Source organism: Bradyrhizobium sp. in8p8, assembly GCF_000426845.1.
GTDB lineage: Bacteria > Pseudomonadota > Alphaproteobacteria > Rhizobiales > Xanthobacteraceae > Bradyrhizobium > Bradyrhizobium japonicum_C.
This window is the reverse complement of the sequence record NZ_AUGD01000010.1, coordinates 13,558-34,614: the sequence shown is the minus strand read 5'-3', so window position 1 is coordinate 34,614 and position 21,057 is coordinate 13,558. Positions and strand designations below refer to the sequence as shown.

At 64.3% G+C, this 21,057-nt stretch carries 22 protein-coding genes and 1 pseudogene; 14 read left to right on the top strand and 9 right to left on the bottom strand.

Features of this window, described 5'->3' with window-relative positions:
* Window positions 1-10: 10 nt before the first annotated feature.
* Window positions 11-376: a response regulator gene (locus K408_RS0124170; protein ID WP_008130064.1), complete on the bottom strand. Its 366-nt coding sequence runs from the start codon at window positions 374-376 to the stop codon at window positions 11-13.
* Window positions 377-617: 241 nt separating this feature from the next.
* On the opposite strand from K408_RS0124170, the gene K408_RS0124165 reads away from it, so the two are divergent.
* From K408_RS0124165 to K408_RS0124155, 3 genes are read left to right on the top strand one after another with little or no spacing between them, the layout of a single operon-like run.
* Window positions 618-929, top strand: coding sequence for a DUF3572 domain-containing protein (locus K408_RS0124165; RefSeq protein WP_024341072.1), 312 nt, complete (start codon window positions 618-620; stop codon window positions 927-929).
* A complete protein-coding gene (locus K408_RS0124160; RefSeq protein WP_024341071.1) occupies window positions 926-2,215 on the top strand; it encodes a DNA polymerase IV in 1,290 nt (429 codons plus the stop codon). The genes K408_RS0124165 and K408_RS0124160 overlap by 4 nt, the downstream gene beginning before the upstream one ends.
* Complete coding sequence (locus K408_RS0124155; RefSeq protein WP_024341070.1) at window positions 2,215-2,613, top strand: ACT domain-containing protein; 399 nt, start codon at window positions 2,215-2,217, stop codon at window positions 2,611-2,613. Before K408_RS0124160 ends, K408_RS0124155 begins: the two co-directional genes overlap by 1 nt.
* Before the next feature lie 32 nt (window positions 2,614-2,645).
* On the opposite strand, the gene K408_RS0124150 is transcribed toward K408_RS0124155, so the two are convergent.
* Window positions 2,646-3,047: a RidA family protein gene (locus K408_RS0124150; protein ID WP_024341069.1), complete on the bottom strand. Its 402-nt coding sequence runs from the start codon at window positions 3,045-3,047 to the stop codon at window positions 2,646-2,648.
* A 127-nt stretch (window positions 3,048-3,174) separates the two neighbouring features.
* Complete coding sequence (locus tag K408_RS0124145) at window positions 3,175-4,020, bottom strand: cell envelope integrity EipB family protein (RefSeq protein ID WP_024341068.1); 846 nt, start codon at window positions 4,018-4,020, stop codon at window positions 3,175-3,177.
* Window positions 4,021-4,242: 222 nt separating this feature from the next.
* On the opposite strand from K408_RS0124145, the gene K408_RS0124140 reads away from it, so the two are divergent.
* The 4 genes from K408_RS0124140 (at window position 4,243) to K408_RS0124125 (ending at window position 7,350) form a co-directional block, all read left to right on the top strand.
* Entirely contained in the window at window positions 4,243-4,710 is a 468-nt protein-coding gene (locus tag K408_RS0124140) for a RidA family protein (RefSeq protein ID WP_024341067.1), read from the top strand.
* Window positions 4,711-4,715: 5 nt separating this feature from the next.
* Window positions 4,716-5,462: a glycerophosphodiester phosphodiesterase gene (locus tag K408_RS0124135; RefSeq protein ID WP_024341066.1), complete on the top strand. Its 747-nt coding sequence runs from the start codon at window positions 4,716-4,718 to the stop codon at window positions 5,460-5,462.
* Between the two features lie 157 nt (window positions 5,463-5,619).
* Window positions 5,620-6,861 carry a GNAT family N-acetyltransferase gene (locus tag K408_RS0124130; RefSeq protein ID WP_024341065.1) on the top strand — a complete coding sequence of 414 codons (1,242 nt, stop codon included), beginning with the start codon at window positions 5,620-5,622 and terminating at the stop codon, window positions 6,859-6,861.
* 60 nt (window positions 6,862-6,921) lie between these two features.
* Window positions 6,922-7,350 carry an HIT family protein gene (locus tag K408_RS0124125; protein WP_024341064.1) on the top strand — a complete coding sequence of 143 codons (429 nt, stop codon included), beginning with the start codon at window positions 6,922-6,924 and terminating at the stop codon, window positions 7,348-7,350.
* Window positions 7,351-7,463: 113 nt separating this feature from the next.
* Here K408_RS0124125 and tsaA read toward each other — a convergent pair whose 3' ends face one another.
* From tsaA to K408_RS0124105, 4 genes and pseudogenes are all read right to left on the bottom strand, one after another.
* On the bottom strand, window positions 7,464-7,955 hold the full coding sequence (gene tsaA / locus K408_RS0124120) for a tRNA (N6-threonylcarbamoyladenosine(37)-N6)-methyltransferase TrmO (protein ID WP_024341063.1): 492 nt from the start codon (window positions 7,953-7,955) through the stop codon (window positions 7,464-7,466).
* 32 nt (window positions 7,956-7,987) lie between these two features.
* Window positions 7,988-8,339, bottom strand: a pseudogene (locus K408_RS38620) (AzlD domain-containing protein).
* Complete coding sequence (locus tag K408_RS0124110; RefSeq protein WP_024341062.1) at window positions 8,336-9,076, bottom strand: AzlC family ABC transporter permease; 741 nt, start codon at window positions 9,074-9,076, stop codon at window positions 8,336-8,338. The pseudogene K408_RS38620 and the gene K408_RS0124110 overlap by 4 nt, the downstream one beginning before the upstream one ends.
* 157 nt (window positions 9,077-9,233) lie before the next feature.
* Window positions 9,234-10,187: a transglycosylase SLT domain-containing protein gene (locus K408_RS0124105; protein ID WP_024341061.1), complete on the bottom strand. Its 954-nt coding sequence runs from the start codon at window positions 10,185-10,187 to the stop codon at window positions 9,234-9,236.
* Between the two features lie 90 nt (window positions 10,188-10,277).
* Here K408_RS0124105 and K408_RS0124100 point away from each other — a divergent pair, with 90 nt between their 5' ends.
* On the top strand, window positions 10,278-10,916 hold the full coding sequence (locus K408_RS0124100; RefSeq protein WP_024341060.1) for an HAD family hydrolase: 639 nt from the start codon (window positions 10,278-10,280) through the stop codon (window positions 10,914-10,916).
* 31 nt (window positions 10,917-10,947) lie between these two features.
* On the opposite strand, the gene K408_RS0124095 is transcribed toward K408_RS0124100, so the two are convergent.
* Window positions 10,948-11,964: a carbon-nitrogen hydrolase family protein gene (locus K408_RS0124095; protein WP_024341059.1), complete on the bottom strand. Its 1,017-nt coding sequence runs from the start codon at window positions 11,962-11,964 to the stop codon at window positions 10,948-10,950.
* Window positions 11,965-12,146: 182 nt separating this feature from the next.
* On the opposite strand from K408_RS0124095, the gene K408_RS0124090 reads away from it, so the two are divergent.
* From K408_RS0124090 to K408_RS0124065, 6 genes are all read left to right on the top strand, one after another.
* Complete coding sequence (locus K408_RS0124090; protein ID WP_024341058.1) at window positions 12,147-13,103, top strand: AraC-like ligand-binding domain-containing protein; 957 nt, start codon at window positions 12,147-12,149, stop codon at window positions 13,101-13,103.
* 195 nt (window positions 13,104-13,298) lie between these two features.
* Window positions 13,299-14,693 carry a methyl-accepting chemotaxis protein gene (locus K408_RS0124085; protein ID WP_024341057.1) on the top strand — a complete coding sequence of 465 codons (1,395 nt, stop codon included), beginning with the start codon at window positions 13,299-13,301 and terminating at the stop codon, window positions 14,691-14,693.
* A 174-nt stretch (window positions 14,694-14,867) separates the two neighbouring features.
* On the top strand, window positions 14,868-15,893 hold the full coding sequence (locus tag K408_RS0124080) for an aldo/keto reductase (RefSeq protein ID WP_024341056.1): 1,026 nt from the start codon (window positions 14,868-14,870) through the stop codon (window positions 15,891-15,893).
* 165 nt (window positions 15,894-16,058) lie between these two features.
* Window positions 16,059-16,397: a c-type cytochrome gene (locus K408_RS0124075; RefSeq protein WP_024341055.1), complete on the top strand. Its 339-nt coding sequence runs from the start codon at window positions 16,059-16,061 to the stop codon at window positions 16,395-16,397.
* Between the two features lie 89 nt (window positions 16,398-16,486).
* A complete protein-coding gene (locus K408_RS38615) occupies window positions 16,487-17,908 on the top strand; it encodes an MFS transporter (protein ID WP_051160700.1) in 1,422 nt (473 codons plus the stop codon).
* A gap of 126 nt (window positions 17,909-18,034) precedes the next feature.
* Complete coding sequence (locus tag K408_RS0124065; protein WP_024341053.1) at window positions 18,035-18,484, top strand: hypothetical protein; 450 nt, start codon at window positions 18,035-18,037, stop codon at window positions 18,482-18,484.
* A 79-nt stretch (window positions 18,485-18,563) separates the two neighbouring features.
* Here K408_RS0124065 and clpA read toward each other — a convergent pair whose 3' ends face one another.
* Window positions 18,564-20,972 (bottom strand): ATP-dependent Clp protease ATP-binding subunit ClpA, encoded by a 2,409-nt coding sequence (clpA, locus tag K408_RS0124060; RefSeq protein WP_024341052.1) that lies wholly within the window; start codon window positions 20,970-20,972, stop codon window positions 18,564-18,566.
* Window positions 20,973-21,057 lie beyond the last annotated feature (85 nt).

Sequence of the window (21,057 nt, the reverse complement as noted above, 5' to 3'; positions counted from 1 at the left end):
AACTCACTTCCTATCCGATAAAACGCCGGACCGTCTCAATGAATTTGCCGACCGAGATCGGCTTGGACAAATAGGCTTCGCAGCCGCCCTCGCGGATGCGCTCTTCGTCGCCCTTCATCGCGAACGCCGTGACCGCGACGACGGGAATGCTGCGCAGCTCCGGATCGTCCTTGATCCAGCGCGTCACCTCGAGCCCTGAAACCTGCGGCAATTGGATATCCATCAGCACGAGGTCGGGCCGCATCTTGCGAACGAGGTCGAGCGCCTCGTAGCCGTTGCTGGTGCCCGAGGTCTGGTAGCCGTGCGCCTCCAACAGGTCGCGGAAGAGCTTCATGTTGAGCTCGTTGTCTTCCACGATCAGGACGGTCTTAGCCATCCCGCCCTCCTGAAAGGTCCGCAGACCGGTACATATGACGCCTCAGACGCCGCTTCCCGGCGTTTCGAAAACTGGATTCAAACTAGCCTCAGATTCGCTTGAGTTTCGTTAAACCCGAGGGCCGACTTTCCGCGATGTGGTTTCCAGTTGCTTGTCTGGGCTCGGAAGACTTGAGGACGAGACTCGGGCATGATGATTCCAAATTAGAGACCGAAAGTTAACGGAAAGGCAAACCGTCCCCGTGAAAAAGCCTGTTCACAACCCCCGCGAAGTTGCTGAAATCGTTGCGATTCAGGCCCTGTCCTTCGTCGCGAGCGATCCCGAGCGGCTCGGCCTGTTCCTGGCCGAGACGGGGGTCGGTCCAGAGACCCTCCGCAATGCCGCCTCGGATCCGAACTTTCTCCTCAGCGTGCTCGATTTCGTGATGCGGGACGATGCCACCGTGAAGGCCTTTGCCAGCTCGGCCGAACTGCATCCCACCAACGTCGCCGGGGCCCGACAGGTCCTGGGCGATGCCCTCGGCGATTCCTCCTGGGAGCGCGACGTGCCGTGACCAAATCCGACCCGGCCGGGCCCCGCTGCTTCTGCCGGGATTGTCTGGCCGATTTGGATGTGGGCGTGCGCCGCTGTTCCGCCTGCGGATCCCCTCGCCTCGTCCGCCACGCCGCGCTCGCGAGCCTGACCATCGCCCATATCGACTGCGACGCCTTCTACGCGACGGTCGAGAAGCGCGACAATCCCGACATTGCCGACAAGCCCGTCATCATCGGCGGCGGCAAGCGTGGCGTGGTGTCGGCAGCCTGCTACATCGCCCGAACCTATGGCGTCCGCTCCGCCATGCCGATGTTCAAGGCGCTGGAAGCCTGCCCGCATGCCACCGTGATCCCGCCTGACATGGCCAAATACGTCCGCGTCGGCCGTGAAGTGCGTCAGGCCATGCAGGCGCTGACGCCGCTCGTAGAGCCGCTCTCCATCGACGAGGCCTTCCTCGACCTCTCCGGAACCGAGCGCGTCCACGGCATGATCCCGGCAAAGGTGCTGGCGCGCTTTGTCCGCGAAATCGAGCGCGACATCGGCATCACCGTCTCGGTCGGCCTGTCCTGCAACAAGTTCCTGGCCAAGATCGCGTCCGACCTCGACAAGCCTCGCGGCTTTGCCGCGCTCGACCAAGAGGAAGCCCGTTTGATGCTGGCGGAAAAGCCGGTCGGCTTCATCTTTGGCGTCGGGCCGGCAACGCAGGAGCGCCTCGTGCAGCGTGGCTTCCGCGTCATCGCCGACCTCCAGAAGGCCGACGAGATCGAGATGATGCGGCAGTTCCCGAGCGATGGACGCAGGTTATGGAGGCTCGCGCGCGGCATCGACGACCGCCGCGTCGAGCCTGACCGCGGGGCCAAGACGATCTCCAGCGAGACCACATTCGAGACCGACATTCGTGATTTCCCGACGCTGGAGAAGATCCTCTGGCGGCTGTGCGAGAAGACGTCGTCCCGCCTCAAGAGCGCCGAGCTCGCCGGCTCGACGGTCACGCTGAAGCTGAAGACCGCCGATTTCCGCCAGCGCACGCGCTCGCAATCGATTGCCGCGCCGACGCAGCTCGCTGCAAAGATGTTTGCGATCTGCCGCGAGATGCTGGCGAAAGAGATCGACGGCACCGCCTTCCGCCTGATGGGCGCCGGCGTCAGCGCGCTGCGCGAGGGCTCGGCCTCCGACGATACCGATATGCTAGACCGCCGCGCTGCGCACGCCGAACGCGCCGTGGACAGCCTGCGCAAGAAGTTCGGCAGTGCCGCTGTCATCCGCGGCATTGCGTATGAAGGGCCGGAGAAGGCGCCGGAGTGATGATAGGTGAACGCGATCTCGCCGCGCTGCTTAAACACATTGAGCCGGAGCTGCGGCCCGGCATCTTCGTTTTCTGCAGGCTTTCGAAAAGCGAGGGGATCCCCTCAGCACTAGATCCGCTCCTGACGTTTCGCGAGCAGGAAGGCACGACGCTGGTGATCTCTCAAGAAGCGGCTGAGCGCGCAGGCTTACGCTATCAATTCGTCTCGCGCCTGATCACCCTGACGGTCCACTCCGCACTCGATGCGGTTGGCCTTCTGGCGGCAGTCACGTCACGTCTGGCCGAAGCCGGCATCAGCGTGAATGCCGTTTCGGCCTTCTATCACGATCACCTGTTTGTGCCGGTGGACAGGGCCGACGAGGCGATGGCCGTTCTACTAGAGCTAGCCAACTACTAGAGCTAGCCAAAGCCAGGTCGGCGTAGCCCGGCTCAATCCGCGACGGCTACCGCCTCGATCTCGATCAGCCATTCCGGCGCGGCGAGTGCGGAGACGCCGACGAGCGTCGAGGCCGGCGGCTCCATGCCTTCGAAGAACGCGGAGCGGGCCTTGCCGATGATCGGGCGCAGCTCCGGCTTGTAGTTCACGACGAAAGTCGTGATCTTGACGATGTTGGCGTAGTTGGCGTTGGCCGCTTTCAGCGCGTGGCCGAGATTCTGCATCACCTGCGTCGTCTGGGCGGCAATATCGCCCTCGCCGACGATCCGCCCCTCCTCGTCGACCGAGACCTGTCCGGAGATGTAGATGGTGCGGGCGCCGGAAGCTGTGACGACGTGAGAATAGGCCGGATTGTTATGCAAACCGCTGGGGCGGAGATGATCAAGCTTGGGCATGGGTGCCTCCCGGATTTTTGTAGGTTGCAATCGAGCGTAGCTGGAGAGCGAGCCGAGAGCCAGTGCCGTCATTGCGAGTCTGGATAGCTTCGCTTCGGTCGCAATGACGGAGGACAGAGCGCGCCCCTCAATTGCAGGGCTTGCTGTCCTTCACGTCGAACTTGCCCATCGCGCCGGAAATCACGAAATCGTTGTAGTCGAGCACGAGCTGGCGCGAGACGCCGTTCTCGTAGAGCTCGAACGCCATCGCATAAACAGGCGTCTGCTCGCCTTCCTTCTGCTGGGCGTCGCGGTCGAAATAGCTGACGGTGACTGGCCAGCGCTTCAGGGATTTCATGTGCTCGTCCGCGGTCGACGGGTCCGAAGACGTGGCACGGTCGGCGGGGATTGGCTGACCGATCACGGTCAGCGTGTTGTAGACCTTCTGGCCGTCGTCCGAGCCGTCATAGACGGAGAGCTCGAGCAGCGACTTGCCCTCCTTGGCGGCCGCGATGATGCGCTGGATCTGCTCGGTCGGGAATACGATCTTGCCGTCGAGCGTAAAGCTTTTCGGTGCCGGCAGCTTCAGCTTGACGTTGATTTGGTCGCCATCGCGCTCGGCCGAGCCGTCGACACGGCCGGCATCGGCCTCATTCATCCGCGTCTCGATCTTGAAGCGATAGCTCTTGCCGGCGGCATCCTCCCAGGAATTGGAGCGGAGGTCGCTCAGTGTGACCTTGCCCTCGCCGCTGTCGAGCTCGGACACCTGGCGGAATTCCGAGGTATAGCCCTCGCAGGCATTCCCTGTGAAATTGTAGAGGATTCGGCCGCGGGCGCTGTTGACCGAATTGGAGCGCGATTTGACGAGGCTGAGGTCGTAGAGCGCCTGATGCGCGAGAAACGGACCGTTGGCGGCCAGCGCCCCGCAGCCGGGGCCAAGAGTGGCCGCCGCGAGCGCCATCACACCGAGCGAAGTCCGGAAAAGGTGCACCATGTCTGTTCCCTGAGGAAAGCGCAGATTGGACATTTTAATGACCGTTCCATTGCGTCGCAACTGAGACCGTTTCAAGTCAAGTTGACTGAACCGGGTGCTCTGTCTCAACCAAATGCAGGCCCATCCAGTTGCTTGCATGTGCCGGCACGATGGGCGAAACAGGGCCTGCCCGGGTCTCAAGCGAACGCGCCGGGGCGAATGATTTGGACAACGAGGTCGGACATGGCGGGCACGGTCGAGCAGAAACTGGCGGAACAGGGCATCAAGCTGCATGAGGCCCCCACTCCCGTCGCCAACTACGTCCCGTTCGTGCGCACCGGCAATCTGCTGTTCGTCTCCGGCCAGGTCTGCTTCGATCCCACCGGCAAGCTGATCGCCAAGGGCAAGCTGGGTGCCGGCGTCTCCATCGAAGACGGTGCGGCGGCCGCCCGCGGCTGCGCGGTGAACCTGCTGGCCCAGGTCAAGGCCGCACTCGGCGACCTCGACAAGGTCGTCCGCGTGGTCCGTCTCGGCGGCTTCATCAATTCAGCGCCCGACTTCCTGGACGGACCGAAGGTGCTCAACGGCGCCTCCGATCTCATGGTGGCCGCCTTCGGTGACAAGGGCCGCCATGCCCGTACCACCGTCGGCGTCGCCTCCCTGCCGGCCGACGCGGCAGTCGAGGTCGAAGGCGTGTTCGAGGTCGCCTGAGACGAATGCGCGCCCCGGATTGGCTGACAGCCCGGCCGGTCGCCCATCGCGGCCTGCATGACATCTCGCGCGGCATCGTCGAGAACATGCCGGGCGCGGTACAGGCTGCGATTGCGGGCAATTTCTCCATTGAGGTCGATATCCAGCTCTCGTCCGATGGCGAGGCCATGGTGCATCATGATCACGCGCTGGGCCGTCTCACCGAGGCCACGGGGGACGTCATCTCGAAGACCGCTGCGGAGCTGAAGGCGGTCAAGTTCAGGGACACCGCCGAGCGAATGATGTCGCTCAGCGATCTCTGCGCCATGGTTGCCGGCCGGGTGCCGCTGGTGATCGAGGTAAAGAGCCATTTTGGCGGCGACCGCAAGCTGGTGAAGCGGATGGCCGAGGTGCTGGCGTCCTATGACGGCCCCGCGGTCGGCATGTCGTTCGATCCCGACCAGGTACTGGCGCTGCGCCAGTTGCTTCCCTCCCGTCCGCGCGGCATCGTCGCGCAACGGACCTATGAGGACGAGTACTGGGCCAACCTGACCCCGGAGCAGCGCGACAGCATGCTCTACCTGCGCCACGGCTTCCAGACCCAGCCCCACTTCGTCGCTTTCAAGGTCGACCACCTTCCGGCCCCGGCACCCTGGATCGCCCGCAACGTCTTCGGCTGCGCCCTGCTCGGCTGGACCGTGCGCACGCCGGAGCAGCGGGCGCGGGTCGGGCGGTATGCAGATCAGATGATCTTTGAGGGATTCGTGCCGTAAGGGGGCGGCCTGCGCTATCACTCCTGTTCCGGACAGGCTGCAACGCGGTAGCGTTGCGGTGGCGATTTGGGACTGCAGCGCACCGCCGAGGACGCGCTGCACGCGTGTGGCTCCAGCCCCCTTGAAGTCGCTGCTGCGATGCACGATCTTGGGCGCAATGGCATCATCCGACATTACGCTCGAGGCCGTACCGTCCATTGGCGAAGTCTCGCCCGAGGATTGGGACGCTTGCGCCAGTCCCGGCGACAAGTGCAAGGGGCATGGCGCAGGAATCTCATCCGCCATTCCAGGCGATTCCCTCGGCCTCTCAAGACCTGCCTATAACCCGTTCGTGTCGCACGCATTTCTATCTGCCGTCGAGAGATCGGGTTCGGCGACCATCCGCACCGGCTGGGGTCCGCGGCATCTCGTGGCCAAGGTCGGCGGCCGCGTCGCCGGCGTCGTGCCCTGCTATCTGAAATCACACAGCCAGGGCGAATACGTCTTCGACCGCGGCTGGGCGGACGCCTATGAGCGTGCCGGCGGGCGCTATTACCCGAAACTTCAGGTCTCCGTTCCCTTCACGCCGGCGACCGGGCCGCGGCTGCTGGTCCGCGACGGCGTCGACCGTGCGCAGATCACCGAAGCCCTGGCGAGCGGACTGGTGGCGCTGTGCGGCGTCACGAAGGCGTCCTCCGTCCACGTCACCTTCGCGCGGGAGGCCGAATGGAAGCTGCTCGCCGAGCACGGCTTCCTCCAGCGCACCGACCAGCAGTTCCACTGGCATAATGAGGGCTTTGCGACTTTCGACGATTTCCTGGCGACGTTGAACTCGCGCCACCGCAAGTCAATCAAGCGCGAGCGTCGCGATGCGCTCGCCGCCGGGATCACCATCCACTGGCTGACCGGCAAAGACATTACCGAGGACGCCTGGGACGCCTTCTTCGACTTCTACATGGAGACCGGCTCGCGCAAATGGGGCCGGCCGTACCTGACGCGCGAGTTCTTCTCGCTGATCGGCGAGACCATGAGCGAGGACGTGCTGCTGGTGATGGCGCGCCGGAACGATCGCTGGATCGCGGGCGCGATCAACTTCATCGGCTCGGACACGCTGTTCGGCCGCAATTGGGGCGCGCTCGAGCACCATCCCTTCCTGCATTTCGAGGTCTGTTATTACCAGGCCATCGATTTTGCGATCAAACACGGATTGAAACACGTCGAGGCCGGCGCGCAGGGCGAGCACAAGATCGCGCGCGGCTACCTGCCGCGCACCACCCATTCCGCCCACTTCATCGCCGACCCTGGCCTGCGCCGCGCTATCGACGATTATCTCAAGCGCGAGCGCGCCTATGTTGCGGAGGCCGGCCGGGAGCTGGCCGAGCTCGGCCCCTTCCGCAAAGGCGCCGACGAGGCGCCTTGACGCCTTGCCGGTGCTGGTGACAGTAAGCGCAAATCTCGAGGAGCCGCCGAGGAGCTACCAATGACCGCCTACGACACCAACAACATCTTCGCAAAGATCCTGCGCGGCGAGCTGCCTTGCCACAAGGTGTACGAGGACGAGCACGTCTTCGCCTTCCTCGACATCATGCCCCGCGTACCAGGCCATACGCTGGTGATTCCGAAAGCCCCTGCCCGCAACATCCTCGACATCAAGCCGGACGACTACGCCCATGTCGCCCGCGGCGCGCACAAGATCGCAGCGGCCGCGATGAAGGCGTTCAATGCCGACGGCATCACCGTGCAGCAGTTCAACGAACCGGCCGGCGGACAGGTGGTGTTTCACCTGCACATGCACGTGATGCCGCGCCACGATGGCGTCGCCATGCTGCCGCCGGCAAGCCGCAAGGAAGATGACAAGCTGCTGCAAGACCACGCAGCCAAGCTGATCGCGGCGTTGAAGGCCGGCTGATTGCCTCACACTCCGTCATTGCGAGCGAAGCGAAGCACTCCAGACTGCGCTCACGGCGACAGTCTTGATTGCTTCGTCGCAAGGGCTCCCTGACGGGCTAGACCGGCGCGCTATTACTCCGTCTCGAAATCGCCCTTCTGCGGCGCGGCCAGCGGCGTGAACTCGCAGCGGTCGGGCTTGAGATCGATCAGCGGCGTGTTGTCGAGGCAGTCGAGGCCGCGCACCAGGATCGCGTTGCCCTCGATCCCGACCAGCTTCACGATCGACGTGCCGATCGGATTGGGCCGTACCGGCGAGCGCAGTGAAAATGTCCCACGGGTCTTCTCGTTATTCTTCGGACTCTGCAGGATGATGTCGCGGCGCGACTTGTCGAGCCAGTAGAGCACTTCGAGATTGCTGTAGAAATCGACGCCCTTGATTGCCGGGACAAACGGCTCGAAGATCTCGAGCCGGCATATCGGGCCGTCCTGACGCCCCTGCCGCGGCGTCTCCAGCCGTGACGTCCAGGGGGTGCGGATGCGGCCAATGAAGACGAGACCGGCATCTTGCGCCGGCGGCAGCTCGATGGCGACCTCGCCCTCGCGGAGATCCTGTTCGCGGACCATGTGTTCAGTTCCTTAGCTGTTCGCCGGCGGTTTTAGCCCAACCACCACTTGCCGGCCAGCATGAAGACCTCGCCCGCGACCACGCCCGCAAAGATCGAGCGGCGGGTCAGCAGGAAGACGACAAGGCCAGCAGCGACCGCGCCGTAGCGCAGGAACATCAGGCACGCTGGCAAGCGCGCCTGGCGGCTGGACCACGATCTGGGCGATAACGCCCGCGAGGATCGCCGTTGCGACCGCCCTCACCCAGACCAGCAGCTCCGAACCCTCGTCGATGCCGCCGCCGAACCAGAGGCCAAGCATGCGCCAGATCTGGTTGGGGATGACGCCGGCAACGAACAGCACGACAAGCGCGTGCCAGTCACCGACCGCCTGCGCAAAGCTCATGTGCGCACCTGTCGCCACCAATGCACGCCATAGGCGATCGTGCCGGCGAGGACGCCACTGACCAGGATGTCGAGGCCCGAGTTCATCTTGGCGGCCACCGGATAGAGCACGATGCCCAGTACGAGCGCGACGACATCGGCGATCTCGCGGCTGTTGCGCGCGGTCGAGAACAAGAAGGACAGCGGCGTCAACAGCAGGATCGCCGCTCCAAGCGTCTGCGTCAGGTTGGCGGCGAGGACATAGCCGACTGTGTTGGCGACGAGGCAGACCGAGACGAGGCCGCAGCCGAGGCCATGAACGAAAGCGATGCGCCGCTCACGCGGCACCTGCGGCAGGAAGCGATGGCACTCAACCCACAGCGTCACGGCGGTGAGATGTGCGGCAAATATCAGCTCGCGCCGCTTGGTCGTCGGCGTGCGCATCAGCGGCAGCACCGAGACCACCATCGGAAACAAACGGATCGCGCTGACGGTCACTGCGATCGCCGCTTGAACAATGGTCGCGCCAGAGCCGAGCGTCGTGATCAGAATGATCTGCGCCGGACCTGCCCAGACGAACAGCGTCGAACACAGCGCCCAGATCAGGCTGAAGTGAGTGTCATGCGCCAACGCGCCGATGCCGAGATAGGTCACGAAGAGCACGATGGTGAGGATCGTCTGTGTGATCGAGCACAGCCCCCAGCCGAAGGCAAGCCAAGGGCTATTCCATTGTGGTGAATCGAGCGGAGGAAGCGCCACTGAAGATCTTGGCCGGGTTGCGGAATCGGGCCTGCATAACGGGCGAGACGGCGTCGCGCGTCAAGCAAGGGGGCGGCGGGGCTGGCATGCATTGCTCCGAGATCCAGCGCTGTCATTCCGGGACGCCACTTGGCGCGAGCCGGGGACGACGGGGCGCCTAGCCCGGCAACCCTCGGTTCTTCAACACGAAGCACGCGCCACCCGCCTTGCGGATGCGGTTGCACAGATCATCGGCCTCGGCGCGCGTATCGGCACCGATGCGCACTTGATAGAAGGCGCGCGTGCCGCGGCTGCGCATCACGGACGAGAGCAGGCTCGGGTCGCGCTCGCCGATCACGGCGCTCAGCTTCGTAACCGCTCGGGAGTACATCGCAAGCGCCTTGTTGCGATCGAAGCCGGCCGCGAGCTGCACGCCCCAACTCTTTGCAGCGGCAAGCTCCACATGCTGCTCGAGCTCGGCGACGAACGGATTCGGCGCCCGTTTGAGCAGCGCCATCAGATCGCCACAGCTCGTCGGCGGCGAGCTCGGCGGGCCCTTGCCGGTCGAGCCAGCCTTGGCCCAGGCATCGATGCTGGTACCGGTGATGGCATAGACGTAATTGCGGGTTTGCTCCGGCATTCCACCGGTGCCCGCGAGCCATTCCTGCACCCGCCGCGGACCGGCATTGTAGGCGGCCGCGGCAAGGCCGAGATTGCCGAACTGGTTGCGCAGCTCATTCAGGAACTCCGCCGATTTCGGCAACGCCTGCACTGGATTGAACGGATTGAGCAGCCCGCGCTCACTTGCCGTCCCCGGCATGAATTGCGCGATTCCTTGCGCGTGCTCGCCGCTGCGCGTCATGGGGCCGACCGCATCGGCCTGGAAGCGACTCTCCTGCCAGATTACGCGCGCGAAGAACTCCAGCGGCAGGTTGTTGTCGCGTGCGGCCGCCTCCACGATGAGGCAGATCGACTGGCGTGTATCGCTCTCGCGGGCGTCCTCCGATTTCTCCGTCGGCTTCGCAGTTTCCTCGGCATTCGCGGGCGCGGCGGCCGGCGGTGTCTCCTCCGCGAGCACCGGCGTGAACATGAGCGTTTGGCACACGACAGCGATGATCAGAGCTATCCGCATGGCATCGACGTTATCAGGACAAATGGGACCTTGACTTGGAACCCCAGCCAACTAGCAACGACCGGCAGTATCAACGCAGGTCCCGGTCCCATGGTGACAATCTTTTTTGATCTCGACGGCACGCTGACCAACCCCAAGCCGGGGATCACCCGCTCGATTCAATACGCACTGGAGCGGCTCGGCGTTCCGGTGCCGAACGAGGACGAACTGACCTGGTGCATCGGCCCTCCGCTGCTTGCGAGCCTCAGAAAACTCACGGGAACCGATGAGCTCGCCGACCGGGCGCTGCTGCTCTATCGCGAGCGCTTCAGCGATATCGGCCTGTTCGAGAACGAGGCCTACAGCGGAATTGCGGACACATTGACGTCGCTCGCAGCGACGGGCCAGCGCATGTTCGTCGCGACCAGCAAGCCCGCCGTCTACGCCACCCGCATCGTCGATCATTTCGGCCTGAAACCGTATTTCGAGCGCGTATTCGGCTCCGAGCTCGACGGGACCCGCGTCGACAAGCGCGACCTGCTCCGCTACGCGATCGAGGAGATCAAGATCAATCCCGCCGGTGCGATCATGATCGGCGACCGCAGCCATGACGTGGTCGGAGCCAGGAGCAACGGCATGACCGCCATCGGCGTACTCTATGGCTACGGCAGCGAGGCCGAGCTTCGCGATGCCGGCGCGCACCACATCTGCGCCGCACATCCTGAGCTGCTCGGCCATTGCGCCGCATAGCGGCGACGGCGGGTCGTCTCGCGCTCCTTGGTCAGTTCGCCGCCGCGGCGATATCAGTGGGCTCAACGGTGTCGACGGGCAACGCAAATTGCTCGACGCGCTGGGACCTCTTCTTGTTGAGCAGCAACCGCGTCACATCCGGCCGTGAATAATGACCGGCGGGATCTGCCGCGTTCTTGGCAACACCGATGGCGCCCAGATCAATCTCGGCGATCAGCAGGCCCTCCTGATCCGGCGCCAGCTTCTCGCCGATCTGGCTGCCGTCGGGGCCATAGATCGCGGCAAAGCCTCCGCCGGCATGCAGCAGCGCATGCTTATCGGGCCGATCGCAGAGTTCGTCGATCATGGCCTGCGACACCGTCGCGCAAGGCGCGAGCACGAAGCAGGAGCCCTCCACCGCATAGACGCGCGAGGCAGCGTTGTTGACCTCGGCGCCGAGCGCCGGGGCGAAGGGATCGTAGAGCGAGAAGCTCGGCCAGGCCGCGACGTGGACCTGCTCGTTCTGGGCGTACATCGCGTACTTCGACAAGGGCTGAAGATGCTCCCAGCAGCACAGCGCGCCCAAGCGACCGATGTCGGGCCGGGCATGTACGGCCAGATCGCTGCCGTCGCCTTCGCCATAGACGGTGCGCTCGGCATGGGTCGGCCGCAGCTTGCGGCGCTTGGCAATGGTTTCGCCGTCGGGCCCGATCGACCATTGCGCCAGGTAAAGGCTGCCGCCGTCGCGTTCGGACAGGCCGATCACGGCGGTGAGCTTGGCCTGGCGCACGGCATCACGCAGCCGCTCGGCCTGGGGACTGTCGTAGGAGAGCGAATTGTCGAAATAGCGCTGGACGAAGCCGCGGCCGATCGCCCAGGCCGGCGAGTCCATCCAGATATGCCAGGGGTAACCGGGGATGAAGGCCTCCGGAAAGGCGATCAGCTTGGCGCCCTTGTCCGCGGCCTCCTTGATCAGGCCGATGGACTTGTCGATCGAGGCGTCGAGGTCGAGCCAGGCCGGCGCCGCCTGCACCACCGCCACCTTGTATTTCGGATGTTCGATGCCCATTGCCGCCTCCATTGCCGGTTGATCGCAAGCCACGTCCGATGCAGTCTATTTGGCAAGCCGGAGAGGCAGGCGCTCGACCGCGGCGGAACAAAAACTCGACTGGACGCGACGCCGGCCGGTACGGGATTTGCTTCGGTTGGCGTCCCAAGCCAATTGCAGGATGTGAAAGGGAGGCTCTCCAAATGCCGATCCAGTTCACGACAGACGGCAGCCCCGGCCATCGGCGGCTAGCCCTCTGGCAGAACATCGTCTGCGACGTCTTCGTCGGGCTCGATTGCAAGTCGGACCTCGGCAGTGCCTTCCACGGCTCGGTTACCCAGGCTTCGCTCGGCAAGGCGGTGTGCTCCGAGGTCTGCTCCGACCGCCAGCACGTCTTCCGCACGCCCTCGCGCATCGCCCGCTCGGATCAGGATTTCGTGCTCATCGCGCTCGGCAATCGGGGCAACGGCGCCGTGGTGCAGGACGGCCGCGAGACCGTGATTCACCCCGGCGAGTTCGCGCTGTACGACACCACGCGTCCGTATGAGCTGAAGTTCAAGGACGTCTTCACCCAGAGCATCTTCAAGGTGCCGCGCGAGATGCTGCATCGCCGGCTGGCGGGCACCGAGATGCTGACCGCGATCTCGTTCGGCGCCCACGCGCCGCTCGAGCGGCTCGCCTATGATTTCATCTTTCGCCTTTGCCAAACCGCGGACGGGATGCCCCCGGATACCGCCGACGCGCTGTCGGAGCAGGCCGTTGATCTGCTTGCGATGGCATTGAGTGAGCGGCTCGGCAGAACATCGTTACCGTCCTCGACCCACCGCTCGGCCCTGCTCTTTCGACTGAAGGCGCAAATCCGCGCGCACCTCGCCGATTCCAACCTCTCGCTCGCGGAGACCGCCGCCGCGCTTGGCATCTCGCCGCGCTACGTCAACCACCTTCTCGCCGACGAGGACACCTCTTTCCAGCGTTATGTTCTTGCCGAACGCCTGGCCCGATGCCGGCGTGATCTCGCCTCACCCGTGCTCGCCCATCGCCACATCAGCGAGATCGCCTTCGCCTGGGGCTTCAACGACCTCTCGCATTTCGGCCGCGTCTTCCGCGAGCGTTTCGGAATGTCTCCACGCGACTTCCGGCAGAGCCAGTTGCGGCACTGAGATCCGTCAGGAGGTGCCCTGGCGACCTCGGTACGATGGCAGATGCCGTGGCGCACTACGCCACGCATCTCTCGGGCAACAACGCAGCCAAACGCCAGCCGTTTGCAGAATTCCGATAGGAAAGCTTACCAGCTGTTTAGTATCAGTGCCTAAATTGACTTCGGGCCTCTCTACCAAGCTTCGTCGGAAAGCCGCATGTCCATGTTCTCCAGCGCCAATCGCAAACGTTCGATCGTTGCTCTGGAGGGATCTCTCACAGCGCCGGACCAGTTGACGATGCTGCAAGCCCGTGACGAGGCTCTGGCAGAGTATATCGAGGCCTTGACCGAGGGCAATTTTCTCGCGCCTGGCTGCAAGGGAGAAGACCGCCTGTCCAAGGCCGTCGCAAATCTCGCGGCCAGATTGGCCGAAGACGCGTCGAACAAGCTGGACGCCATCGTCGATATCAACGTCCAGAGCAATGAAACCGCGATCTCCGCAGCCCGAATGCTCACCGCTTGCCGGGATGTCGACCAGCGTACGCAGGCGCTCGCCGCCGCCAGCGAGGAGATGGTCGCTTCGGTGGGACAGATCAGATCGAACGCAGAAGATGCAGCTGCAAACGCCGCGCAAATGAGAGCTGGCGCAGAACAGGGAATGTCCACGGTCCGGCTCGCATCCAAGGCGATGGAGCGGGTCGAGGCGACTGCGAACGACGCGTCGGACAAGGTCCTGGCACTCAGTGCGGCGTCCGAAGAAATTGGCGCCATCGTAGGGTCGATCGATGCGATCGCCAGGCAGACCAATCTCTTGGCGCTGAATGCAACGATCGAAGCCGCACGCGCTGGAGAAGCCGGACGCGGCTTTGCCGTGGTCGCATCCGAGGTCAAGGGACTGTCGCAGCAGACCGGCAGGGCGACGGAAGACATCCGCGAGCGGATCCAGCGCCTGAGAGACGAAGTCGACTTGATCGTGACCGCCATGTCCGATTGCAAGTCGGCGGCTGCCGAGAGCAAGGGCGTCGTCACGCAGTTGGGCGAGGAGATGTCCAACGTCGAAAATCGGACAATCACCCTGACCGGCGGCATGGACGAGATCGCCAGCATCCTCAATCAGCAAACCGATGCCTCCCGGGAAGTGGCCGAGGGCATCGCCGCGATCGCCCAGATGACGCTGGCGAACGTCGAGCAGATCAAGAAGATTTCGTCGCAGCTCGACGTCGCCCAGGGAATCGCTGGAAAACAACTTCAGGGCATTTCCGGCCTGTCCTTCGACAACAAGATTCCCCGGCTCGCCAAGGCGGACCACGTCATCTGGAAGAAGCGCCTCGCAGACATGGCAATCGGCCGCGCAACGCTCAAGGCCGACGAACTTGCCGATCATCATTCCTGCCGATTGGGCAAATGGTACTACGGCGATGGCTCTCTGGCGATGCGCAATCACCGGGCATTCGGACCGCTCGAGAAGCCGCACGCCCTCGTTCACGACCACGGAAAACGGGCCGCGAAGCTCTTCGCAGACGGCGACCTTGCCGGAGCCCTCAGGGAGATCTCGCTCGTCGAAGAGGCGTCGGTGGACGTGCTCCGGCTCCTTGATGACCTTTCTCGCTGAGGTCTGGATGCGGTGACGACCACGGGTGCTCGCTCGCCGAGCACAACGGCGTAACAAGACGGCGCAACGCAGGGCCGCCATGTGAGTGCGCAATAGTCCGGGCTGAAGGCCTGCGCTACCATCCGGCATCAGAACAGCGTGCAGCAGCCAGTCGTTCAGCCGTGGAGCAGATCAATGGAACACCGACGCCTGGGCCGTTCGGGCCTGATGGTGCCTGCTTTGAGTCTTGGAACCGGCACCTTCGGCGGCGTCGGCCGCCTCGCCGCGTGGGGGGCTACGGACGCGACCGAGGCGCGGCGCCTTCTGGACATCTGCCTCGAGGCCGGCGTGTCGATGTTCGACACCGCGAACGTCTACTCGCTCGGCGAATCCGAGCGGGTGCTCGGGCAAGCCATCAAGGGGCGCCGCGACAAGGTTCTGATTTCCAGCAAGGCGACGTTCCGCTTCGGCGACGGTCCGAACGACATTGGCTCGTCACGCCAACATCTGCTGGCTGCCGTCGATGGGTCGTTGAGCCGGCTCGGCACCGACTACATTGATCTGTTCCAGCTCCATGGCTTCGACGCGTTCACCCCGCCTGAAGAGGTGCTCGCCACCCTCGACGTGCTCGTCCGTGCCGGCAAGGTTCGCTATGTCGGCGTCTCGAATTTCTCGGGCTGGCACCTGATGAAGTCGCTGGCCGTCGCGGACAGGCACGGTTTTCCGCGCTACGTCGCCAACCAGACGTACTACTCGCTGATCGGACGCGACTACGAATGGGAGCTGATGCCGCTCGGGCTCGACCAAGGCTTGGGTGCAGTGGTCTGGTCGCCGCTCGGATGGGGCCGCCTCACCGGGAAGATTCGCCGTGGCCAGCCGAAGCCGGAAGTCAGCCGACTGCCCAAGACGGCCGAGTTCGGCCCGCCCGTGCCGGACGAGCATGTCTATCAGGTCGTCGACGCCATCGATGAAATCGCGAAGGAAACGGGCAAGAGCGTCTCGCAGATCGCGCTGAACTGGCTGCTCCAGCGCCCCACAGTCTCGACGCTGATCATCGGCGCGCGCAACGAGACCCAGCTGCGCGAAAATCTCGGCGCAGTCGGCTGGTCGTTGACCAAGGACCAGATCGCAAAGCTCGACGCCGCGAGCAAGGTGACGCTGCCTTACCCCTATTGGCACCAGCGCGTGACTTTCACCGAGCGCAATCCGCCGGCGGTGTAAGATGTGTTGAGCTGCGTCAAGCCCGCTTGAATCGGCTCTGGCACGCTGCGCGCTCGAGAGTCTCGCGATGCGCCGATTTGCCACGAAGGTTCTGTTCACTGTGCTCTATGAAGAGGTGAGCGTTCGGGCAACGGGATGCTAGCGCCAGAACGATGGACAAGAACGATGAATTGCCTCGCACCGGCGCTGCTAGCGGTCGGCGTTCTCTGGAGCACCAGTAGTCAAGCTCTGGACGCCGAACAGCGGCGCGCTGAGGCGTTGCTGCAGCAGATGTGCGCGCAGTGCCATGCGGTCGGCAGGTCGGGCACCAGCCCGAACGAACTGGCACCGCCTTTCCGGAACCTCGGCGAGAACAAACTCTACGACCCCGATTTCTTGCAACGCCTGCAGGACGGCTACAGCAGCATTCACCGCTTCATGCCGACGGCGCGGTTCGGCCGCGACGACGCCGAGGGCGTGGTGAGCTATCTCAGGGCGATTCAGGAGCTGCGGAAGCCGAAATAGGGCGGAGATGGCTATGGCTCAGGCTGGAACCTTCCCGGCTCGGGCCAAGTTGCGGACCAGCAACCGCATCTCAACCGAACACGCCTTCGATGTCGTCCGCACCGATCGAGCATGCCGACGGACTTCCGCAGCCGCAGCGCAACTGGGCGGTGCTGACCATTGCGCTCGGCATCATCATGGCGGTGGTCGACAGCGCCATCGCCAATGTTGCGCTGCCGACCATCGCGGCCGACCTGGATGCAAGCCCGGCCTTCTCCATCTGGATCGTCAACGGCTACCAGCTCGCGATCACGATCGCGCTGCTGCCGCTGGCTTCGCTCGGCGAGGTCGTTGGTTATCGCCGCGTCTATCTGGTCGGGCTGGTGCTCTTCACGCTGGCATCCGCCTTCTGCGCACTGGCAGATACGCTGCCGATGCTGACCTTCGCACGCGTCATCCAAGGTTTTGGCGCTGCGGGCATCATGAGCGTCAATGCGGCGCTGGTGCGTTTCACCTATCCCCGCAGCCAGCTCGGCCGCGGCATCGGGCTCAACGCTCTCGTCGTCGCCTTTTCGGCTGCGGTCGGACCGACGCTCGCCGCCGGCATCCTCGCCGTCGGAAGCTGGCCATGGCTGTTTGCCATCAACGTGCCGCTCGGTGCAGCGACGCTGGTGCTGGGCCTGCGCAGCCTGCCGCACACCAAACCGGCCAGCCGTCGCTTTGACTGGCAAAGTGCGGGCCTGTCGGCGATCACGTTCGGCGTCGGCATCGCCGCAATCGACAGCGTCGGCCATGGCGCGCCTGCGATCACCTGGCTCGTGCAGTTCGCAATCGCTCTCGTCGCGGGTGCGCTGCTGATCTATCGCGAGACTCACATGACCTCGCCGCTCCTGCCGCTCGATCTGCTGCGCATTCCCGTGTTCGCATTGTCGATTGCCACCTCGATTGCATCGTTCTGCGGGCAGATGCTCGCCTTCGTCGCAATCCCCTTCTATCTCCAGAGCCGCTTCGGCTATTCGGCGGTGCATATGGGCCTCTTGATCACGCCATGGCCAATCGCGGTGGCGTTCGCGGCGCCCCTGGCCGGCCGCCTGGTCGAGCATTATCCGGCCGGGCTGCTGGGCGGCATCGGGCTCACGCTGTTCGCCTGCGGCCTCGCCGCGCTCGCCTTCCTGCCCGCAAGCCCCACGCCATTCGACGTGATCTGGCGGATGGCGTTGGCCGGTGCCGGCTTCGGCCTGTTTCAGACGCCAAACAACCGCACCATGATCGCGGCCGCGCCGCGCGAGCGCGCCGGCGGCGCCAGCGGCATGCTGGGGACGGCGCGCCTGCTCGGCCAGACCACGGGAGCAGCCCTGGTAGCGCTGCTGCTCGGAAGGTATCCGGTTGAGGGGACCAGGCTGGCACTCCTCGCCGGCGTCGGCTTTGCGCTCTGCGGCGCGGTGCTGAGCATGCTGCGGCTATCTCCTGCGGGCGCACGGGGGGCCGAGCACGTTCGCGTGCAGGACGACCAGCGTCTGCGGGGAGACTAGCGGGAGCCACGTCCAGGTTATCCCAGTTCCGTGCACAACCGCTGCGAGATTTAACTATCGGGACCTACGACCTATTGCCCTCGCGCTCCGGTTGCGCTTGAGTGTGGCCGGGACAAGGGGCATTTCATGCGTTCATTTGGAATTGTGGCGCTCAGCGTCATGCTGGGCGGCTGCGCGTCGGTCACGCGCGGCACGACCGAGAACATCAGTATCGCATCGACACCGTCAGGCGTGGAAGCCGTGGTGAGCGGGCTCGAGGTGCCCACCACCTGCACCACGCCATGCGCCATCGTCGCCAAGCGCAGCGCCGACATTACGATCACTTTCGAGAAGGAAGGCTACCAGTCGCAAAAGGTGCAACTCACCAAGGAAGTGTCTGGCACCGGAGCCGCCGGCTTCGCCGGCAACCTCCTCGCAGGCGGCCTCATCGGCATGGGGGTCGATGCCGCGACGGGCGCAGCAACCGATCACAAGCCGAATCCGGTCATCGTGACGATGCAGCCGTCGGTCCCCCACGCAGCACCGCGCGCACCGCGGAAGCCGCGGCCGCCGCGCGAACCGCAGGCCGGAACGTAAGGCCTCCTGGCGCAGCCATCGGCGCAAGCAAAAAAAGGCCGGCTCTCAGCCGGCCTTTTCGATTTGTCACCCTTGCAGATCAGGCCTTGACCAGCGGCCCCTTGGAGGTCGGCCCCTTCGAGCCGCCGGGACCTCCCGGCTTCGACTTGCCCGACGGGCGCTTGCGGGCGCCGGGGAGCTTCTCCTGCTTCGGCGTAACCGGACCTTCGACGAACTCGAAGCCGATCTTCTCCTTGGTCTCGTCGGCCTCATCCTTGACGAGAACGACGCGGACGTGGCCGCCGCCCTTGAGCTTGCCGAACAACACCTCGTCGGCCAGCGGCTTCTTGATGTGCTCCTGGATGACGCGGGCCATCGGACGTGCGCCCATCTGCTCGTCGTAGCCGTGCTGGACCAGCCAGGCCTTGGCTGGCTCCGACAGTTCGATGGTGACGTCACGATCGCCGAGTTGCGCCTCCAGCTGAAGCACGAACTTCTCGACGACGGTTCCGATCACTTCGACGCTGAGATGGCCGAACGAGACGATGGCATCGAGACGGTTGCGGAATTCCGGCGCGAACTGCCGGTTGATCGCCTCGTGGTCGTCGCCTTCCCGCTTCGTGCGCGTGAAGCCAAACGCCTGCTTGGCGAGATCCGCCGCACCTGCGTTCGTGGTCATGATCAGGATCACGTTACGGAAGTTGACCTGCTTGCCGTTGTGGTCGGTGAGCCGTCCGTGATCCATGATCTGGAGCAGCACGTTGTAGAGGTCCGGATGCGCCTTCTCGATCTCGTCCAAGAGCACCACGCAATGCGGATGCTGGTCGACGCCGTCGGTGAGCAGGCCGCCTTGGTCGAAGCCGACGTAGCCGGGAGGCGCGCCGATCAGGCGCGACACGGTGTGCCGCTCCATATACTCGGACATGTCGAAGCGCAGGAGCTCGACTCCGAGCGTCGCCGCGAGCTGCTTGGCGACCTCGGTCTTGCCAACGCCGGTCGGACCCGAGAACAGGTAGCAGCCGATCGGCTTCTCGGGCTCGCGCAGGCCGGCACGCGCCAGCTTGATCGAGGCCGCGAGCGACTCGATCGCCCTGTCCTGGCCGAACACCGTGCGCTTCAGGGTCTGCTCGAGATGCTTGAGCACCTCGGCATCGTCCTTCGACACGCTCTTCGGCGGGATCCGCGCCATCGAGGCGATCGTGGTCTCGATCTCCTTGATGCCGATGGTCTTCTTGCGCTTGTTTTCGGCCACCAGCATCTGCGCCGCGCCCGACTCGTCGATCACGTCGATCGCCTTGTCCGGCAGCTTGCGGTCGTGGATGTAGCGAGAGGAAAGCTGCACCGCAGCCTCGATCGCCTCGTTGGTGTACTTCAGCCGATGATAGTCTTCGAAGTACGGCTTGAGGCCCTTGAGGATCGCGATGGCGTCCTCGACCGTCGGCTCGTTGATGTCGATCTTCTGGAAGCGCCGCACCAGCGCGCGGTCCTTCTCGAAATGCTGGCGGTATTCCTTGTAGGTCGTCGAGCCCATGCAGCGGATCGTGCCCGAGGCCAGCGCCGGCTTGAGCAGGTTCGAGGCATCCATCGCCCCGCCCGACGTCGCACCCGCACCAATCACGGTATGAATCTCGTCGATGAACAGGATGGCGTTGGGATGCGCCTCGAGTTCCTTCAGCACCTGCTTCAAGCGCTCTTCGAAATCGCCGCGATAGCGCGTGCCCGCGAGCAGCGTGCCCATGTCAAGCGAGAACACAGTGGCAGCCGCGAGCACCTCCGGCACCTCGCTGTCAACGATGCGCTTGGCGAGGCCTTCTGCGATCGCGGTCTTGCCGACACCGGCTTCGCCCACGAACAGCGGATTGTTCTTCTGCCGGCGGCACAGCACCTGGATGGCGCGGTTGATCTCGGAATTGCGTCCGATAACCGGGTCGATCTTGCCGTCGCGCGCCTTCTTGTTCAGGTTGACGCAATAGGTCTCGAGCGCCTCGCCCTTCTTCTTGGCGTCCTCGTTGCCCTTGGTCTCCGTCTCCTCGTCGACGCCGCGCACGGGTCGCGCCTCGGATACGCCCGGCCGCTTGGCAATGCCGTGGCTGATGTAATTGACCGCGTCGTAGCGCGTCATGTCCTGCTCCTGCAGGAAATACGCCGCATGACTTTCGCGTTCGGCGAAGATCGCGATCAGCACGTTGGCGCCGGTCACCTCTTCGCGACCGGACGACTGCACGTGGATCACCGCGCGCTGGATCACGCGCTGAAACCCGGCGGTCGGCTTGGCGTCGTCGGCACCATCCGTCACCAGGTTCTCGAATTCCGTTTCGAGATAGTTGACGAGGCTCGTACGGAGCTTGTCGAGATCGACGCTACAGGCGCGCATGACGGCGGCTGCATCGGAGTCGTCGATCAGAGAGAGCAAGAGATGCTCGAGCGTCGCGTATTGGTGATGACGCTCATTTGCGATCGCCAGCGCACGATGCAGGGATTGTTCAAGGCTTTGGGAAAAAGTCGGCATTCGCGTCCTCTATGGCCCCCACCATCATGGTCGTGATCGCCCGGTCAGGCAACAACAACCTTTGTCACATATAGTTATACAAGAT

Bases quoted from the DNA above. Each gene is read 5' to 3' on its own strand.
- K408_RS0124170 (WP_008130064.1), bottom strand. From the start codon at position 376: ATGGCTAAGACCGTCCTGATCGTGGAAGACAACGAGCTCAACATGAAG.
- K408_RS0124155 (WP_024341070.1), top strand. From the start codon at position 2,215: ATGATAGGTGAACGCGATCTCGCCGCGCTGCTTAAACACATTGAGCCG.
- K408_RS0124150 (WP_024341069.1), bottom strand. From the start codon at position 3,047: ATGCCCAAGCTTGATCATCTCCGCCCCAGCGGTTTGCATAACAATCCG.
- K408_RS0124145 (WP_024341068.1), bottom strand. From the start codon at position 4,020: ATGGTGCACCTTTTCCGGACTTCGCTCGGTGTGATGGCGCTCGCGGCG.
- K408_RS0124140 (WP_024341067.1), top strand. From the start codon at position 4,243: ATGGCGGGCACGGTCGAGCAGAAACTGGCGGAACAGGGCATCAAGCTG.
- K408_RS0124135 (WP_024341066.1), top strand. From the start codon at position 4,716: ATGCGCGCCCCGGATTGGCTGACAGCCCGGCCGGTCGCCCATCGCGGC.
- K408_RS0124130 (WP_024341065.1), top strand. From the start codon at position 5,620: ATGGCATCATCCGACATTACGCTCGAGGCCGTACCGTCCATTGGCGAA.
- K408_RS0124125 (WP_024341064.1), top strand. From the start codon at position 6,922: ATGACCGCCTACGACACCAACAACATCTTCGCAAAGATCCTGCGCGGC.
- tsaA (WP_024341063.1), bottom strand. From the start codon at position 7,955: ATGGTCCGCGAACAGGATCTCCGCGAGGGCGAGGTCGCCATCGAGCTG.
- K408_RS0124105 (WP_024341061.1), bottom strand. From the start codon at position 10,187: ATGCGGATAGCTCTGATCATCGCTGTCGTGTGCCAAACGCTCATGTTC.
- K408_RS0124100 (WP_024341060.1), top strand. From the start codon at position 10,278: ATGGTGACAATCTTTTTTGATCTCGACGGCACGCTGACCAACCCCAAG.
- K408_RS0124095 (WP_024341059.1), bottom strand. From the start codon at position 11,964: ATGGGCATCGAACATCCGAAATACAAGGTGGCGGTGGTGCAGGCGGCG.
- K408_RS0124090 (WP_024341058.1), top strand. From the start codon at position 12,147: ATGCCGATCCAGTTCACGACAGACGGCAGCCCCGGCCATCGGCGGCTA.
- K408_RS0124085 (WP_024341057.1), top strand. From the start codon at position 13,299: ATGTCCATGTTCTCCAGCGCCAATCGCAAACGTTCGATCGTTGCTCTG.
- K408_RS0124080 (WP_024341056.1), top strand. From the start codon at position 14,868: ATGGAACACCGACGCCTGGGCCGTTCGGGCCTGATGGTGCCTGCTTTG.
- K408_RS0124075 (WP_024341055.1), top strand. From the start codon at position 16,059: ATGAATTGCCTCGCACCGGCGCTGCTAGCGGTCGGCGTTCTCTGGAGC.
- K408_RS38615 (WP_051160700.1), top strand. From the start codon at position 16,487: ATGTCGTCCGCACCGATCGAGCATGCCGACGGACTTCCGCAGCCGCAG.
- K408_RS0124065 (WP_024341053.1), top strand. From the start codon at position 18,035: ATGCGTTCATTTGGAATTGTGGCGCTCAGCGTCATGCTGGGCGGCTGC.
- clpA (WP_024341052.1), bottom strand. From the start codon at position 20,972: ATGCCGACTTTTTCCCAAAGCCTTGAACAATCCCTGCATCGTGCGCTG.